Source organism: Hydrogenophaga sp., from assembly GCF_025699295.1.
Taxonomy (GTDB): Bacteria; Pseudomonadota; Gammaproteobacteria; order Burkholderiales; family Burkholderiaceae_C; genus Hydrogenophaga.
Window position 1 is genome coordinate 118,826 of sequence record NZ_JAILWB010000012.1, and the last position, 12,087, is coordinate 130,912.

The 12,087-nt window shown below is 53.8% G+C and carries 17 protein-coding genes and 4 tRNA genes; all 21 read right to left on the reverse strand.

What is annotated here, in order from left to right; translation table 11 throughout:
* Position 1 precedes the first annotated feature (1 nt).
* Entirely contained in the window at positions 2-199 is a 198-nt protein-coding gene (locus tag K5880_RS14470; protein WP_297653613.1) for a hypothetical protein, read from the reverse strand.
* Complete coding sequence (locus K5880_RS14475; RefSeq protein WP_297653615.1) at positions 192-782, reverse strand: 3'-5' exonuclease; 591 nt, start codon at positions 780-782, stop codon at positions 192-194. Before K5880_RS14475 ends, K5880_RS14470 begins: the two co-directional genes overlap by 8 nt.
* Entirely contained in the window at positions 775-1,227 is a 453-nt protein-coding gene (locus tag K5880_RS14480) for a hypothetical protein (protein ID WP_297653618.1), read from the reverse strand. The genes K5880_RS14475 and K5880_RS14480 overlap by 8 nt, the downstream gene beginning before the upstream one ends.
* Positions 1,228-1,397: 170 nt before the next feature.
* Positions 1,398-2,045: a hypothetical protein gene (locus K5880_RS14485; protein WP_297653622.1), complete on the reverse strand. Its 648-nt coding sequence runs from the start codon at positions 2,043-2,045 to the stop codon at positions 1,398-1,400.
* Between the two features lie 116 nt (positions 2,046-2,161).
* On the reverse strand, positions 2,162-2,647 hold the full coding sequence (locus K5880_RS14490; protein ID WP_297653625.1) for a nucleoside 2-deoxyribosyltransferase: 486 nt from the start codon (positions 2,645-2,647) through the stop codon (positions 2,162-2,164).
* Positions 2,647-3,828 (reverse strand): RNA ligase, encoded by a 1,182-nt coding sequence (locus K5880_RS14495; protein ID WP_297653627.1) that lies wholly within the window; start codon positions 3,826-3,828, stop codon positions 2,647-2,649. The genes K5880_RS14490 and K5880_RS14495 overlap by 1 nt, the downstream gene beginning before the upstream one ends.
* Before the next feature lie 235 nt (positions 3,829-4,063).
* Positions 4,064-4,312: a hypothetical protein gene (locus K5880_RS14500; RefSeq protein ID WP_297653629.1), complete on the reverse strand. Its 249-nt coding sequence runs from the start codon at positions 4,310-4,312 to the stop codon at positions 4,064-4,066.
* A 285-nt stretch (positions 4,313-4,597) separates the two neighbouring features.
* The gene (locus tag K5880_RS14505; RefSeq protein ID WP_297653632.1) at positions 4,598-5,857 is read right to left on the reverse strand and encodes an HD domain-containing protein; all 1,260 of its coding nucleotides are present in this window, start codon (positions 5,855-5,857) and stop codon (positions 4,598-4,600) included.
* A 38-nt stretch (positions 5,858-5,895) separates the two neighbouring features.
* Positions 5,896-6,267 carry a hypothetical protein gene (locus tag K5880_RS14510; protein ID WP_297653635.1) on the reverse strand — a complete coding sequence of 124 codons (372 nt, stop codon included), beginning with the start codon at positions 6,265-6,267 and terminating at the stop codon, positions 5,896-5,898.
* The gene (locus tag K5880_RS14515) at positions 6,264-6,740 is read right to left on the reverse strand and encodes an AAA family ATPase (RefSeq protein WP_297653638.1); all 477 of its coding nucleotides are present in this window, start codon (positions 6,738-6,740) and stop codon (positions 6,264-6,266) included. The genes K5880_RS14510 and K5880_RS14515 overlap by 4 nt, the downstream gene beginning before the upstream one ends.
* Positions 6,741-6,811: 71 nt before the next feature.
* Positions 6,812-7,234, reverse strand: a complete 423-nt coding sequence (locus tag K5880_RS14520; RefSeq protein WP_297653640.1) for a single-stranded DNA-binding protein — start codon at positions 7,232-7,234, stop codon at positions 6,812-6,814.
* Positions 7,227-7,667, reverse strand: coding sequence for a hypothetical protein (locus tag K5880_RS14525; RefSeq protein WP_297653643.1), 441 nt, complete (start codon positions 7,665-7,667; stop codon positions 7,227-7,229). The genes K5880_RS14520 and K5880_RS14525 overlap by 8 nt, the downstream gene beginning before the upstream one ends.
* A 409-nt stretch (positions 7,668-8,076) precedes the next feature.
* Positions 8,077-9,216, reverse strand: coding sequence for an RNA ligase family protein (locus tag K5880_RS14530; protein WP_297653646.1), 1,140 nt, complete (start codon positions 9,214-9,216; stop codon positions 8,077-8,079).
* A gap of 19 nt (positions 9,217-9,235) precedes the next feature.
* Positions 9,236-9,312 (reverse strand) — tRNA-Leu (locus tag K5880_RS14535).
* Between the two features lie 20 nt (positions 9,313-9,332).
* Entirely contained in the window at positions 9,333-9,731 is a 399-nt protein-coding gene (locus K5880_RS14540; protein ID WP_297653649.1) for a hypothetical protein, read from the reverse strand.
* Positions 9,731-10,141, reverse strand: a complete 411-nt coding sequence (locus K5880_RS14545) for a hypothetical protein (protein WP_297653652.1) — start codon at positions 10,139-10,141, stop codon at positions 9,731-9,733. Before K5880_RS14545 ends, K5880_RS14540 begins: the two co-directional genes overlap by 1 nt.
* Positions 10,142-10,210: 69 nt before the next feature.
* Positions 10,211-10,287, reverse strand: a tRNA-Leu gene (locus tag K5880_RS14550).
* Complete coding sequence (locus tag K5880_RS14555; protein ID WP_297653655.1) at positions 10,288-11,004, reverse strand: hypothetical protein; 717 nt, start codon at positions 11,002-11,004, stop codon at positions 10,288-10,290.
* Positions 11,004-11,489 (reverse strand): HAD domain-containing protein, encoded by a 486-nt coding sequence (locus K5880_RS14560; RefSeq protein WP_297653659.1) that lies wholly within the window; start codon positions 11,487-11,489, stop codon positions 11,004-11,006. The genes K5880_RS14555 and K5880_RS14560 overlap by 1 nt, the downstream gene beginning before the upstream one ends.
* A gap of 51 nt (positions 11,490-11,540) precedes the next feature.
* Positions 11,541-11,618, reverse strand: a tRNA-Leu gene (locus K5880_RS14565).
* Between the two features lie 374 nt (positions 11,619-11,992).
* Positions 11,993-12,068: transfer RNA gene (locus K5880_RS14570), tRNA-Lys, on the reverse strand.
* Positions 12,069-12,087 lie beyond the last annotated feature (19 nt).

Consider the following 12,087-nt stretch of genomic DNA (forward strand, 5'->3'; position numbering starts at 1 on the left):
ATCACACAGCGATCCCTTGGCGTTGCAAGTCGCGTGCAGCCATGACGAAAGCACGCTCACGCGAGTATGCTTTCTTGCGAGTGGCGTGAATCCACTTCCACTGGAAGGAACCATTGTCCTTGAGGGCAGCAACAGCCACCCAACCAGCACGCTGGAGGACGCGACGTTGGAAGTCACGATGTCCTTTGTTGTTATCCATTGGTCAATGCCTCTGCAAATTCCGGGTTGTCGAATACGCGACGGAAACGATGCAGTACCCTGAAACATGCAATCGAATCGAAGAGGGCCGCGTGGTACTTGTTCTTACCGAAGTCGGTCATGTCAATGCTCAGTGCCTTGACGGCCTGACCCAACGAAGCACCCGACTTGACGTTATCGTGCCCCGTGAAGAGACGCATGACAGGCAGGCTGTCAAGCTTACGATACGTGAAGTTGGCCTCGAACTCACCAGTGGTGACGTTGTAGATCTGACGAGACATCATGCGGTAATCGTAGTCAACATTGTGGCCGCCCATAATGGCAGCACCACCATTGAACCACAGGTCCGAGAACTTTTCCTGGATCTCCTCAGTAGAGAGACCCTGTTCAAACGCTTCCTGCGGCGTGATGCCGTGGATCTCCACGGCTTTGTCAGTGTAGACGTAATCGTCTACCGAGGGCAGTCGATGATACGCCTCGAACATATCGAGGATCTCTCCAGTGTCGAGATCCCCGATGAGGGCACCAACGGAGAAGACAGAGTGAACCTCTGCATCCAGACCGCCGGTTTCAGTATCAAACACTAGCACTCGCATTAGCGACAACCTCCTCTGTCAAGGTGCGGAGACGATCCACGATTTCCTCGGCGGTAGGACGGAAACGAACCTCCACCTGATCATCTTCGGTCAATCCCATTTGGAATGTGCTCGAAAGGAAGTCGTCCTGTTCTTCCGGATCCGGCTTGAAGGTCTGACGGAACCCAGCAATGAATTGGCGGGCAGTCATTTCGGTTTCGAGAACCATCGACATGCTGGTACCGTTACCCGAAGCCTGGGCTCCGGTAAGACGACCATTGATGATCGCACGAGCGGTAGCACGCGAGAACGTGTCCTCGTTTTCTTCCCAATAGTTGCCGTTACGGCTGTCGCCGCTGTTGACGATGGCAAAAGCCACGAACAGTTGGGTGCCAACGTTGACGGCACCGACGCTAACGCCCGCAATGGGGCGGTGAGTAAAGATTGTATCCATTAGTCTTGATCTTCGGTTTCGGGTTGTGTGGGCGGCTGGACTTGGCTGATTTCGTTGAGTCGAGTCCAGAGATTCACGGTCATATTGGCGGGCATCGACGCATTCGAAGATGCAATAGCCACCATAAGAGCACGGGCTTCGTCACCCGTTAGAGTAAAGTTCGGTTCCATTTACAGTAGTCCTAGATCAGTCAGTGTTGCTCGGACAAACTCACGAAGCTCGTCCAGGGTGGTTTCTTTTGATTGGGAAAAGAGAATGTCGAACTCGACATCATCCAGTGCAGTCTCGCTGGGATGATCGTCCACGTACCCTGTATCTCTTTCAAGACGAATCACGGTACCGCCACGTTCCTCAGTGACACGTTTCTCATTCGGGAAGCGGCAGTCCGTAAGGAATACCACGTCGTACTCAGACCAGTCACGACGGAAGGGGGCGTTAGCCCATACGTCGTTCTCGAACATGCTGCGGAAGATATCCGTTCCCATCACTTGTAGCACTTCTCGCACAGTCATGGGGCCGGTACGCAACATGGTGTCTACGGCATACTTGTCACGGATGTCGTCCGTGAAGTTGTCCCATAGGATATGGGTGGGCGTTTCTTTGTCGTCGTTGCTACCATACACGAGGTCTCGTTCGAGACCGAGTACGTTGATTGCGATGTCCTTCAAGGACTCAGCGAACGCGGTGACTCCAACCCTCAGACCACGGGCCTCAAGCATTTCCTTGGCGAATCCAGTAGCGGAATCCTTACCAACCTGTTTCTTGCCCGACCATGCGATGTAGATGGTACCGGGGGTAGTCTGGGGAGCATCAGCCATACCCTCATTATACCCTGGATCCGTCCCGCTGTCAACCATTCTCTGCTTCAAATAATCGTTCATCTGCATCCCTCAAAAATGCTAGAAGTGTATGTGGTCCCCATAGGGGTGAAATTCTAGTACCCCTCGAAGATACCCTTAGCCAAATTCAGACCAACACTTAGGTCATCTGTGATATAGCTAAAGGTTTCACGGAGCATCGGGTGGTTACGATGGATGTTGTCTTCTTCGATCACCACGATAATTGGTTTACCTTGAAGATATGCCCAAGCAATTTCCATCACGGTGCCAATCGACACTCGCTTGGCACCCAGGAAATTGACAAGCAACACACTACAATTGAGTGCATCGAACTTGTCACGAGCCAGGATGCCACGGGCCGTACTCATGGGATCGTCTTTGAAGTAGGCTTCTTGCTTACAGAAATCCATTTCGCCAGCGATCTCTGCGTTGGCCAGGATGTATTCCTTGCCTCGCTGTGGAGACATGGCTTTGATACCTTTGACCGCAAGCTCTTGCTGAGCAAGCTGACGCCACTCGATACCTTCCTGGAATGAAAGCCCGTCAATCGGGCCTGCTAGATAGACTGTTTTGTGAACCATTATGCAACCTCCACGGTACGTGGTCCTGCTTCGCTCTGGACGGTTTCCAGTACGAGTTTCCATACCCTATCCTCGATGTCTTTGTCATCCAGGAGGGCGAACACGAAGCCAGTCTCCATGTTCGGTACGTTGGCAATCACCCACTCGGCATACGCCTTACGCGGCTGGTTGATTCCAACCTCTTTCAAGAGGTTGTTGTAGTTGGTGTAAGCACGTCCAAGGAAGTCGTTGTAGATGCCCTGTACGTGAGCACGAACATCATCGAAGTCCTTAGCGATTTCCTTCGGTAGCTGTGATACGGTCGTGCCGTATTCCTTGCCACGGATAAGCTCCACTACCCCCTTCGGGGATAGGTGATTGAGGAGACGGTGGATACGTAGATACACCGGGCTCTTGACCTTGACACGGAATCCGTTGCCGAAACGACATACGTATCCCTCGTGGTTGTCCTCGAACGGAACCTCACCACGGATATCGATGTCGTAACGCTCCGGACGACGGAAGCCGCATAGTTCCGCGATCATGTCCACACGACGCGGGTGCCACTCTTCGCCATTGTGTTCGAAGATGGCCAGGAGCACTAGCTCTCTCGCACCGTGGTAGTCCACGACGATACGGTTTTCCGGGTAGATGATCTCAAATACCGGAGTACAATCAGTCGGCAAGTGCTCTAGCTCGTACAGCGGACGACGGTAATGGTCGCCAGCGAACGGAACCTCTGCCTCACGCTCATGGAGAATACGAGTACCCTCAAGAGCCTGCTCTGACTCCATACTACCCGGCGTAGCAAGACGCCACATCGGTAGCGGTGGGTGATACGTTGCATCAGTACGGATCGGTAGCTCCACGTCTTCGCTCGGCCCCTTGGTGCCGAAATACCCCGTGCCGCAGGATCCGTCGAGCTTTTCGAAGATCTCTACGCCCTCGTCCCACGGTAGGTTCTGCCGCTCCGTCTCTGCACGCTCATGCAGGTTGAAGAACTTGGAGAACGGACGAGCTACGACAGTGCCGTCCACGTCGAAGATGATCCCACGGGCCTGACGGTTCACGTCATTCCATAGGTCTTTGATGTGGGTTTCCTGCGTGTACTTGAAGATAGAAAGGGAGCCCGACTGCATCACAGTTACGCGACCAGCTTCTACCTCTTTCCAGAGCTTGTTTAGTAGGATCGGATCTTTCATCGGGGACCGGGGGCAAAGCCGGTGAACTTCTCGCCATCGTGGCAGAGTTCGTCCACTAGGCCCATTGTATCTTCGTAGTATACTCTCTTCTCGGGCGAAAGCAAACCCTTTTCTCGCAAATCTTCGATCACCAACTCTGCTGCATTTGTGATAGACATGCAGCCGTGCTCGTCGCACCGATCAGTGAGTAGGATTTTGTTAGGACGATCCCTAACGATGTCGTAAGCGAATTTTCTCATGGCCATAGGCAAATGATCTTCGGGAAGTTCTCTCGTTCGCCGGGCTCCAAGCAACAGTCATCGTCGGAGTGAGCATCACTGTAGTATTGCTCGACGTTCCAGTTATCGATGTCGTCGGGCTCAACGGTGCCAGTCTCAACACCCTCCAGCCAGTGATAACCGTTTCCCTCGGGGTCTCGGCTGAGGATCACCTTGGAGTCTTGCGGCAACTTCTGTAGCTCTGCAATCAGTTCGGCAACGTTCATGACTTCTTTGTATTTCTCTTTTTCGGGGGAGCCTCTGGCTCCTCCTCAGTCGGATCGGGGTCCACCCACTCGATACTACCTGCTCCACTATGGCCATGCACAGCGAGAAAGGTTTTGAGATTTGAAAAGGTGCCGAAGCTGGCCGTGTGACTGAGCCACCGGACAACGACACTTCCGTCAGTAAATTCGACGCCTTCGGCCACGATGCCCGTACCGCTGACGCCTGAAACGTCTTCGGTACGGACAAAGTGAAAGCGTCTGATACTAGGTTGAGTAGCATTCATATCAGATACCGGCAAGCTTCAAGGCTCTGGCCCTGGCCTGCTCCATCTTTTGAGCGATCACACGACCGTCCTTTAGGTTAGCGAATTGGTGACCCTTCACCGTGCGGAGAACCGCAGCAGCTTCAAGAAGTGCATCACCCTGTTCGTAAGCGGCGTCCGCATGAAGGGGGCCTCGCCCCCGTGCGTCTGCCTTGGAGGCGAGAACAACACGACGAGCCAGCAGGTCTCCCTGAGCGGCACCCAGCCTCATGAGCAGGCGTACCTTCTTGACAGGCTTCAAATCGTTGAATCTATGGACGTTCAGATGATCCTTTGAGGTCGCAGCAGCTACCTTACGATGCGGGTTCGGAACGTGCAGTCGGTCACACATTGCGTGAACCAGCGGCACACCGAGAGCTTCGTGATTGTAGTGATGCGGCAGATTGTCGTCGGGCGTTACGGCCTTACCCAAATCGTGCGTCAACGCGGCGAACATCGCCTCGTCGTCACCACCGAGTTCGGCAGCACGGTCAACGACCTCCAGCGTATGCACGTAGGCATCGCCTTCCGGGTGGTACTTCTCAGGTTGGATACGACCCTTGAGGGCCGCGATCTCCGGGAGAACGATCTCCAGGGCACCAAGTCTATCCAGACCGTCGATGAACCTTGATGGCTGACGAGTACGGAGAGCCTTTTCAAGCTCGCCCCACAGTCTTTCCCCCGGTTCATCGACAAGCTCCGCTAGGGCCGGTTCGGCCACAGCGATAAGCTCGTCCGTGATATCCATATCCAATTGAGCAGAGAACCTTGCGGCACGCAAGATACGTACCGGATCTTCCCCGAAGTGCGGTCCCACAGGACGCAGAACACGGGCTTCCAGGTCCTTAGCACCACCGTACGGATCGATGATCTTATCCGTGAACGGATCGAGAGCCATCGCGTTGATCGTGAGGTCACGACGCACAAGGTCTTGCTCAAGCGTCACACCCTCGGTTTCACAGGCGAATCCCTTATGTCCGAGAGCAACCTTGCTTTCCGACCGTGCTACGGCAACCTCGACGCCATCGACAATCAGCACAGGAAATTGCTTTCCAACTGCATCGGTCCACGACATTCCAAGGGCTACCGCCAGCTTGTTGATGGGCAAGCCGACCACCACGATATCCACGTCCTTAGGCTGACGCCCCAGGAGTAGATCTCGCACGTAGCCGCCCACAACATAGGGCTGGCCGCCAGCGTCCTTGATCCGCTGGCACAACGGTAGGTGTCTTTGGTGTCTCATGACGCCGATAGTATAGCACCCATTAGGTGCTAGTCAAGCTACTTCTCTTCGAATCTGTTACACTGGTCTACTTTCGAGACCAGGATCGGGGGAGAGTTCTCAATCCCAGCCGGTCGCCAGTAACAGATGGTTTTGATACGTTCGTGTTCAACTGTGTGCTCAATCAACTCGGGACCATCTTCGTCGCCACCCACTTCGTCGCCTTCGGTGAAGGGGGCGTCTTCGAATAGACCAAAGCCTTCGACGCCCTGCTGCGGGGGCGGCATCATCCCTGGCGGCATTCCCATACCACGCATATTGATATGCTGGATGCGTTCAGTCTCGGACTCTTTTACGCAGACCCCGAACTTGCATTTCCAACAGAGGCTACACTCTGCATTCAGGCTCTCGTCTTGTTTGTCGTCGTTCATGCTTGGAAAACTGACAAGTCAGTCCATTCGGTTTCACGGTCGGTCGGTTGATACTGTCTAACGTGACGCCTGATAACGTCTAGAGGGACACTATGCTTGTTACGCTCAAAAAGAGTATCAGCATCCCAAGGACCAGGAGTACGGATGATCTCCACTTCATAGTCGTAAACCTCTGCGAGTTCAAGGTAGGCTTCCATTTCCCATTGGGCAATGAAGGTGTTGGCGACGATCACAAGGTTGGTGCCGTGGAGCATACTCCTCTCGGCCTGCAACTGATTCCACCTGTGGGCGTCCTTGAGTTTCGTCAACTGAAAATGGTAGTTGCCCTGGAGATCGGTCCAAAATTGATCGGTTTCGTGGAACGCATGAGTCAGCGTCGTGTTGAGACCTTCGGCAGCCTCGCGGACCATATGAGCAGAGATCGTGCTTTTGCCCGTCCCACTCGGTCCCCTCATGAGGATAAGTTTTCGCATGGTACTCCCATTATACAACGAGGGCGGGACAAGTCAAGCCCCGCCCTCGATTTCTTTTGTCAGGATCGGGACTAAAAGAGCTTCTCGCCCTCGCCACCCTCGGCAGCCGCGACCGGCTCGCCTTCGCTGCCACCGCCCGAAGCGGCTTCGGCGTCCGCAGCAGCTTCGCCGCCACCACCGTTGCCGACGAAGAAGAAGCCATTGACGTTTTCAAGTCGAACTTCGAGCTTGGTACGCTTGTTGCCTTCCTTGTCTTCCCACGAGTTCGGGATAAGCATACCACGGATGATGACTTGCTTGCCCTTGCTCAGATGCTTGCCGATGACAGCGGCTTGGTTGCCGAAGCCAACGCAGTCCACGAACGTCGTAGTACGACGATCACCGAAGCCGTTGTTGACAGCGATGGCAAATCGCACGACATTGTTTTCCTCACCCATGACGCGGGGATCATCAGTAAGGTTCCCCTGGGCGATAAACTGATTGAGATTACTCATTGTTGGTATCCTCGAAAATAGTAGCTACCTCAGGTTCGTTGGTGACCGTCGCTTCGGTAGCAGCAGTAGCTTCGGCACGTTTAGCCGAAACAACCTCGGCCAAGGCTTGCTCACGAGTCAGTTGCCCATCCTTGATGCGGGCGTGCTGCTCTCGGGAGACTCGGAAACGTCGAGACACGCCGATTGCGGCCTCGACACGATCAGAGAAGTTTTCCAGCGTCAGTCCGTCTTCCAGATAGAGACTGTCCGGAATCTCGGGACGACGACCTTGCAGTCTTTCGAGACCTCCACCGGCCAGGAATTCTGCAAACGCTTGTTCGCGGGTCAGTTGCCCATCATCGATGAGGGCCTTCTGATCGCGGGAAATACGGAAGCGGAATCCAGTCCGCTCCGTGAAGTTTTCGATAGTCAGGTCCATTGTGGATACATTCATGTTAGATTTTACCTCCTACTAGGTCAGGTACACAGATACATTATGACCTTTTCGGAGTATCTTGTAAGGTAGATTTTGGGTTTTATCGTGGCTTTCGGGGTGCGTAAGTGCTTGTCAATCATCATGTTAGGTCGATGATGGTTTTTGCACACGCGACTGCTTGTTTGGCTAGATCCTGAGTATCGAACTTCTCCTTTTTTGTGTTAGCCACCATACCAGAAAGGATCTGAGCGGCCATGAGCCTCATGAGGTCCTTCTTGGAGAGGATGGGGGTCTTGTAGACTTGAACCGCATTGGCCCGATTTTGAGAAACCGGAGGAGTAGTGGTTTTTCGATTTCTCCTACTCACGGCCTTGAGTGTCCAACTTTCTGAAAAGGCTAGAAGCGTGCATATCGCCTATAGGGCCTATCAGTGCATTTCACTCCCGCCCTTCCTGAGCAGGTACGCATCAGAAATGAGCTTGAAGATCATTCTCTTAGGATTGGGGTCTCTCGTGCCTTTGCCCCAAGTGAGTTCTTGGTGCCAGGGGCGAACTACGACTCCTTCCCGAATGTGCTCATCATCGAGGGTGGTGTCGCCCTGGGCCTCTTCGACCAATTGCTCGAAATCGAAGACACCGCGAGTTAGGACAGGAACGAGCGGAAGCCCGAAAGTCTCCTGAATGTACTCAAGAGTAGACCAGGGTAGGTATTGACCATTTACGGAAATGTCGAATACGCGATATCCCTTTTCTTGCTTTGCACCGTAATGCAAATCCTGAACACCGGCTCCGTAGATCTCCCCGAAAAAGAGAACAGAGTGGAGAGGACCATCTTCGTCCTCGTCCCACACACTTTCGAGCCATGCGAATACGCTGCCTAGTGCATCGAAATGAAGCTGGGCGGGCAGACCGTAGATACCGCACTCCTCGGGATCACGCTGCGTACGGTGCGTTCCAACTACGAATTCGTAGTTGGCGTCACGCCAACCTCGGTAGTGGATGCCGTGTTCGCTGTCGCGGCCCTCTTCAACGGGCTCAATGCCGACACGACGGACCCAGCCGACTCGACTATTCGTGCCGTGGAGCTTTTCAGTGACTACCAGCGGTTCCCCGTACGCGAGCTTGTCCTTGAAGTTGCGGAGGTTTTGAATATCCGTGTATCTTTGGAATAGCGGGTGTTCCTTCCGCATCTGACCCGCACCCAGCGTTTGCGGCGGATCATACTTGGTGATTCCGTAGTGTTCTGCGAGGTCCGTCCCCAACGAAGCCCCGCTTTCGTTCGGGACCAGGAAACCATAGCTCGTGACGCTCCGAAGCCGGGCAGCACGCACACGACCACTCGTAGCGTTCTTTTTCCAGCTAAGGTATTTGGTCACGTCCCACGTATCGGCCCATTCTTGCGGCACCATAGCGTCGGGCTGGATATGCACCACAACGTCGCCTTCAACGTAGTTGCCCTTACCAGTGACAATTTCCCAACCGCCCACAACCGCAAGCTCTAGCTTATCGGCGTTGGGGTGCGGCTTGATCGCCTCTACGACGACCGGCTGGACTACAAGTTCGCTCATGTTACAACTCGGGATTGATTGGTGGGGGTGAGAGGATTCGAACCTCCAACATCCTGCTTCTAAGGCAGGCGACTCTGCCAGTTGGCCTACACCCCCATGTGTACTATGGTAGCCCCCTAGGGCTTGTCTGTCAACTCGATTTTCTCAAGAATCTTCGGGTTGATCTGTGTTCCTTTACGCTGCAACGACTTAGCGTGTCCACCGGCCCAAGGAATCGCTTTGAGCGAGATACATTTGAGCCAATCCTGAGGGGTGGGGATGAAACCCAAATCCTCAATGACGTGTCGTTCAGCAATCTCTCGGACGGGCACGTCCTTCCCGTCCGAGTTTGTGATATAGTGACCGAATACCTTTTCTACCAGGAAAATCCCGAACGAGTTGTGGAGTAGGGCTCGGTGCCGTACGTCGGGCATGGTCGCTTTCGAGCTATCCAAAAAGTCATGGATAGGGAAATAGTCATCGACCGTGCCGCCCCACTTGTGGACGCTGGACTTAGCGTGGTAGAGAGTATTCATCAGTCGTGGTCGGCTTCGTCAACCGTGACGGTGCCATCGCGTTCGATCAGCACTTGAACGTGGTCCCCGAAGACCGCCAGGAAGACGGATTCCGGAATATCGGCCCAGATGGGGCCGAAGCCTTCCATCGCTCGGGTGGCGTCGTTCGGATCCTCGTCCTTCGCACGGTAGCTCGAAATCCAGAGAGCGTTTTCGTGCATGTACTCTTCGGCGTAGTCCGGGAATTCCTCTTTCAGAGAGGCCGACACGAGATACGGCTCGTGGACGCCAAAGGTGCAGGCATCGCCATCGTTGAAGTAAGGCGTGTACTGCGACCAGACGATACCGTCGATGCGAGGATTGGCCTCGAAGAACGGAGCGAGAGCTTCCGTAAAGGCGTCCTGGCCGAAGGTCTTGAGTTTCTCGTCCAATTCCTTCTGGAGTTGGATCAGGCTTGCAAAAGTGTTAGTCATTGTGGTAGATAGGTTTTGGTTAGTGTTTGGTGGGACAGGTGGGACTCGAACCCACAACATTCGGCGTTTGAAACCGACGACTCTGCCAATTGGCCTACTGTCCCTTAGTATTCGTCCCCGTACGGATAATAGTCTTCGTCGCGTAGCGACTTGTACTTATCAATCGGATCTTCGTAGTAGTGGTTTTGCGAAACGTACTCTAGCAGGCTTCGCCAGCTAGTGAACTTGGCAAGCTCCTCTTCGCGTCCGTAAGTACACTTCATCATTTTGAAGCCCTTGCGGCGGTTCCAGAGAGCGTAGTAGATGCCACCCTCTGAGAGAGTGTGCTCGAAAATGTCGATGTAGAGCGGATTCCACTTCGGGTAAGCTTTTGCGACCTTGGTGAAGACCTCGACAGCTTCCTTTGCCGCAGCGTCGATGTCGCTGTCGGTGTTCAGGCTAATCTTGAAGATGTTGCGACGTTCGCCCGATTCTTCGTCAGGCTGATACGTGCCGCCGTGAGTGACGAACTTGAAGTGTTCGTGCTCAACGTTTGACATAACCTGATATTCGCGGTACGGCCTACGATCTTCGTTACCTAAGAAGAAGTCGATGATGCTCTCGCGGGTAATACCCTTACGAAAATCCTCTTCCTCGCCCTTTTTCCAGGCACGGTCGTTTTCGACGTGATTGTGCTGCATCTTCAACTCGCCGCCTTCTACGACGAACTGATACATGGGCGTTTGGTGCTCGTTGTTGCGACACTGGACGAGTGTGGTGCCTTCCGGCAACTCCAGCTTTTTGATGGCCGGTTTCTCGTTAGATGTGTAGATGATGTGCATTAGTCGTTTTCGTTCAGCAGCCTGATGGCTTTTTTGGCGTGTGCTTCGGTCAGTCCGTCTTTGAAAGACGTATGGACAAAATTGGGTTTCTGCGAAGGCAGCATATCCGAATCGTCGTCCAGGATAACGAACTCTCGCTCCAGCGGAGGAAACTCGCTCGCGTGCTCCTCAAGCCAGAGGGCGATCTCGTCACCACGGCACGCTCGCACGTTGCCCCAGCCAATCTCCATGCTCAGGTCTTTGGTATGAGAATGGATAGTGATTCCGCGTTCCGCGAGCCATGCTCGCAGCTTCGTGAGACCCTTGCCCTCGAACAGTCTCCAGGTGGAGGATAGCACCACGATTGCATCTGTTTCCTGCACGACTCGCTGCAAGCGGTCGCACATATCGGGACAGAGGGTAGCGAAGCCGTCTTCGTGTTCCCCTTGCCACGTTCGCTGACAGTTGAGAACCCCGTCAACGTCTAGGAAGATGATCTTGTGCATGTCACTGTCATTATACTGCCTAACGGCAGGCTGTCAAGAGAAAAGTTGGATTGGTCCGACTGGTAGGACTCGAACCTACACGTTAGCTGGCTCTCGACCAGCCTCCTCTGCCAATTGGGATACAGTCGGTTATTCTAAGGTGTCGCCTTCCGCGACATGCCGCATCACATGACAATTAGCACAAACCATGTCGCACTTGTCTAGTTCAGCTAAGCGTTTGGGCTCTTTCCACGTTCTGATCTCTTTCCAGTTAGCCACCTTGGTTGATGGATCTCGGTGATGGAACTGGAAAACTGCATAGTGGAATTCTTCGTCGCAGTCGTGGCACTTGCCACCCTTGTATACGATGGCTTCTTTTTTGATTCGCAGATATCGTTCGGAAACGTACCGATTGAAACACACCTTGCAATACGTGTAATGCTCATTCGACCGCTTACCGCTTCGTTTGTAGAAGTCAGTCAGCGGCTTCGTTTCCAAGCATCTGGTACATTCTCGATTCATATTGGTCCGGGCGGTAGGAGTTGCACCCACACCTGTCAGATTAAAAGTCTGCTATGCTGCTGTTGACACCACGCCCGGTTGATTGGTACTCCCCCGA

Excerpts from the sequence above, each read along its gene's own strand:
- K5880_RS14470 (WP_297653613.1), bottom strand. The coding sequence starts at position 199 with ATGGATAACAACAAAGGACATCGTGACTTCCAACGTCGCGTCCTCCAG.
- K5880_RS14480 (WP_297653618.1), bottom strand. The coding sequence starts at position 1,227 with ATGGATACAATCTTTACTCACCGCCCCATTGCGGGCGTTAGCGTCGGT.
- K5880_RS14485 (WP_297653622.1), bottom strand. The coding sequence starts at position 2,045 with ATGGCTGATGCTCCCCAGACTACCCCCGGTACCATCTACATCGCATGG.
- K5880_RS14490 (WP_297653625.1), bottom strand. The coding sequence starts at position 2,647 with ATGGTTCACAAAACAGTCTATCTAGCAGGCCCGATTGACGGGCTTTCA.
- K5880_RS14495 (WP_297653627.1), bottom strand. The coding sequence starts at position 3,828 with ATGAAAGATCCGATCCTACTAAACAAGCTCTGGAAAGAGGTAGAAGCT.
- K5880_RS14500 (WP_297653629.1), bottom strand. The coding sequence starts at position 4,312 with ATGAACGTTGCCGAACTGATTGCAGAGCTACAGAAGTTGCCGCAAGAC.
- K5880_RS14505 (WP_297653632.1), bottom strand. The coding sequence starts at position 5,857 with ATGAGACACCAAAGACACCTACCGTTGTGCCAGCGGATCAAGGACGCT.
- K5880_RS14510 (WP_297653635.1), bottom strand. The coding sequence starts at position 6,267 with ATGAACGACGACAAACAAGACGAGAGCCTGAATGCAGAGTGTAGCCTC.
- K5880_RS14515 (WP_297653638.1), bottom strand. The coding sequence starts at position 6,740 with ATGCGAAAACTTATCCTCATGAGGGGACCGAGTGGGACGGGCAAAAGC.
- K5880_RS14520 (WP_297653640.1), bottom strand. The coding sequence starts at position 7,234 with ATGAGTAATCTCAATCAGTTTATCGCCCAGGGGAACCTTACTGATGAT.
- K5880_RS14525 (WP_297653643.1), bottom strand. The coding sequence starts at position 7,667 with ATGAATGTATCCACAATGGACCTGACTATCGAAAACTTCACGGAGCGG.
- K5880_RS14530 (WP_297653646.1), bottom strand. The coding sequence starts at position 9,216 with ATGAGCGAACTTGTAGTCCAGCCGGTCGTCGTAGAGGCGATCAAGCCG.
- K5880_RS14540 (WP_297653649.1), bottom strand. The coding sequence starts at position 9,731 with ATGAATACTCTCTACCACGCTAAGTCCAGCGTCCACAAGTGGGGCGGC.
- K5880_RS14555 (WP_297653655.1), bottom strand. The coding sequence starts at position 11,004 with ATGCACATCATCTACACATCTAACGAGAAACCGGCCATCAAAAAGCTG.
- K5880_RS14560 (WP_297653659.1), bottom strand. The coding sequence starts at position 11,489 with ATGCACAAGATCATCTTCCTAGACGTTGACGGGGTTCTCAACTGTCAG.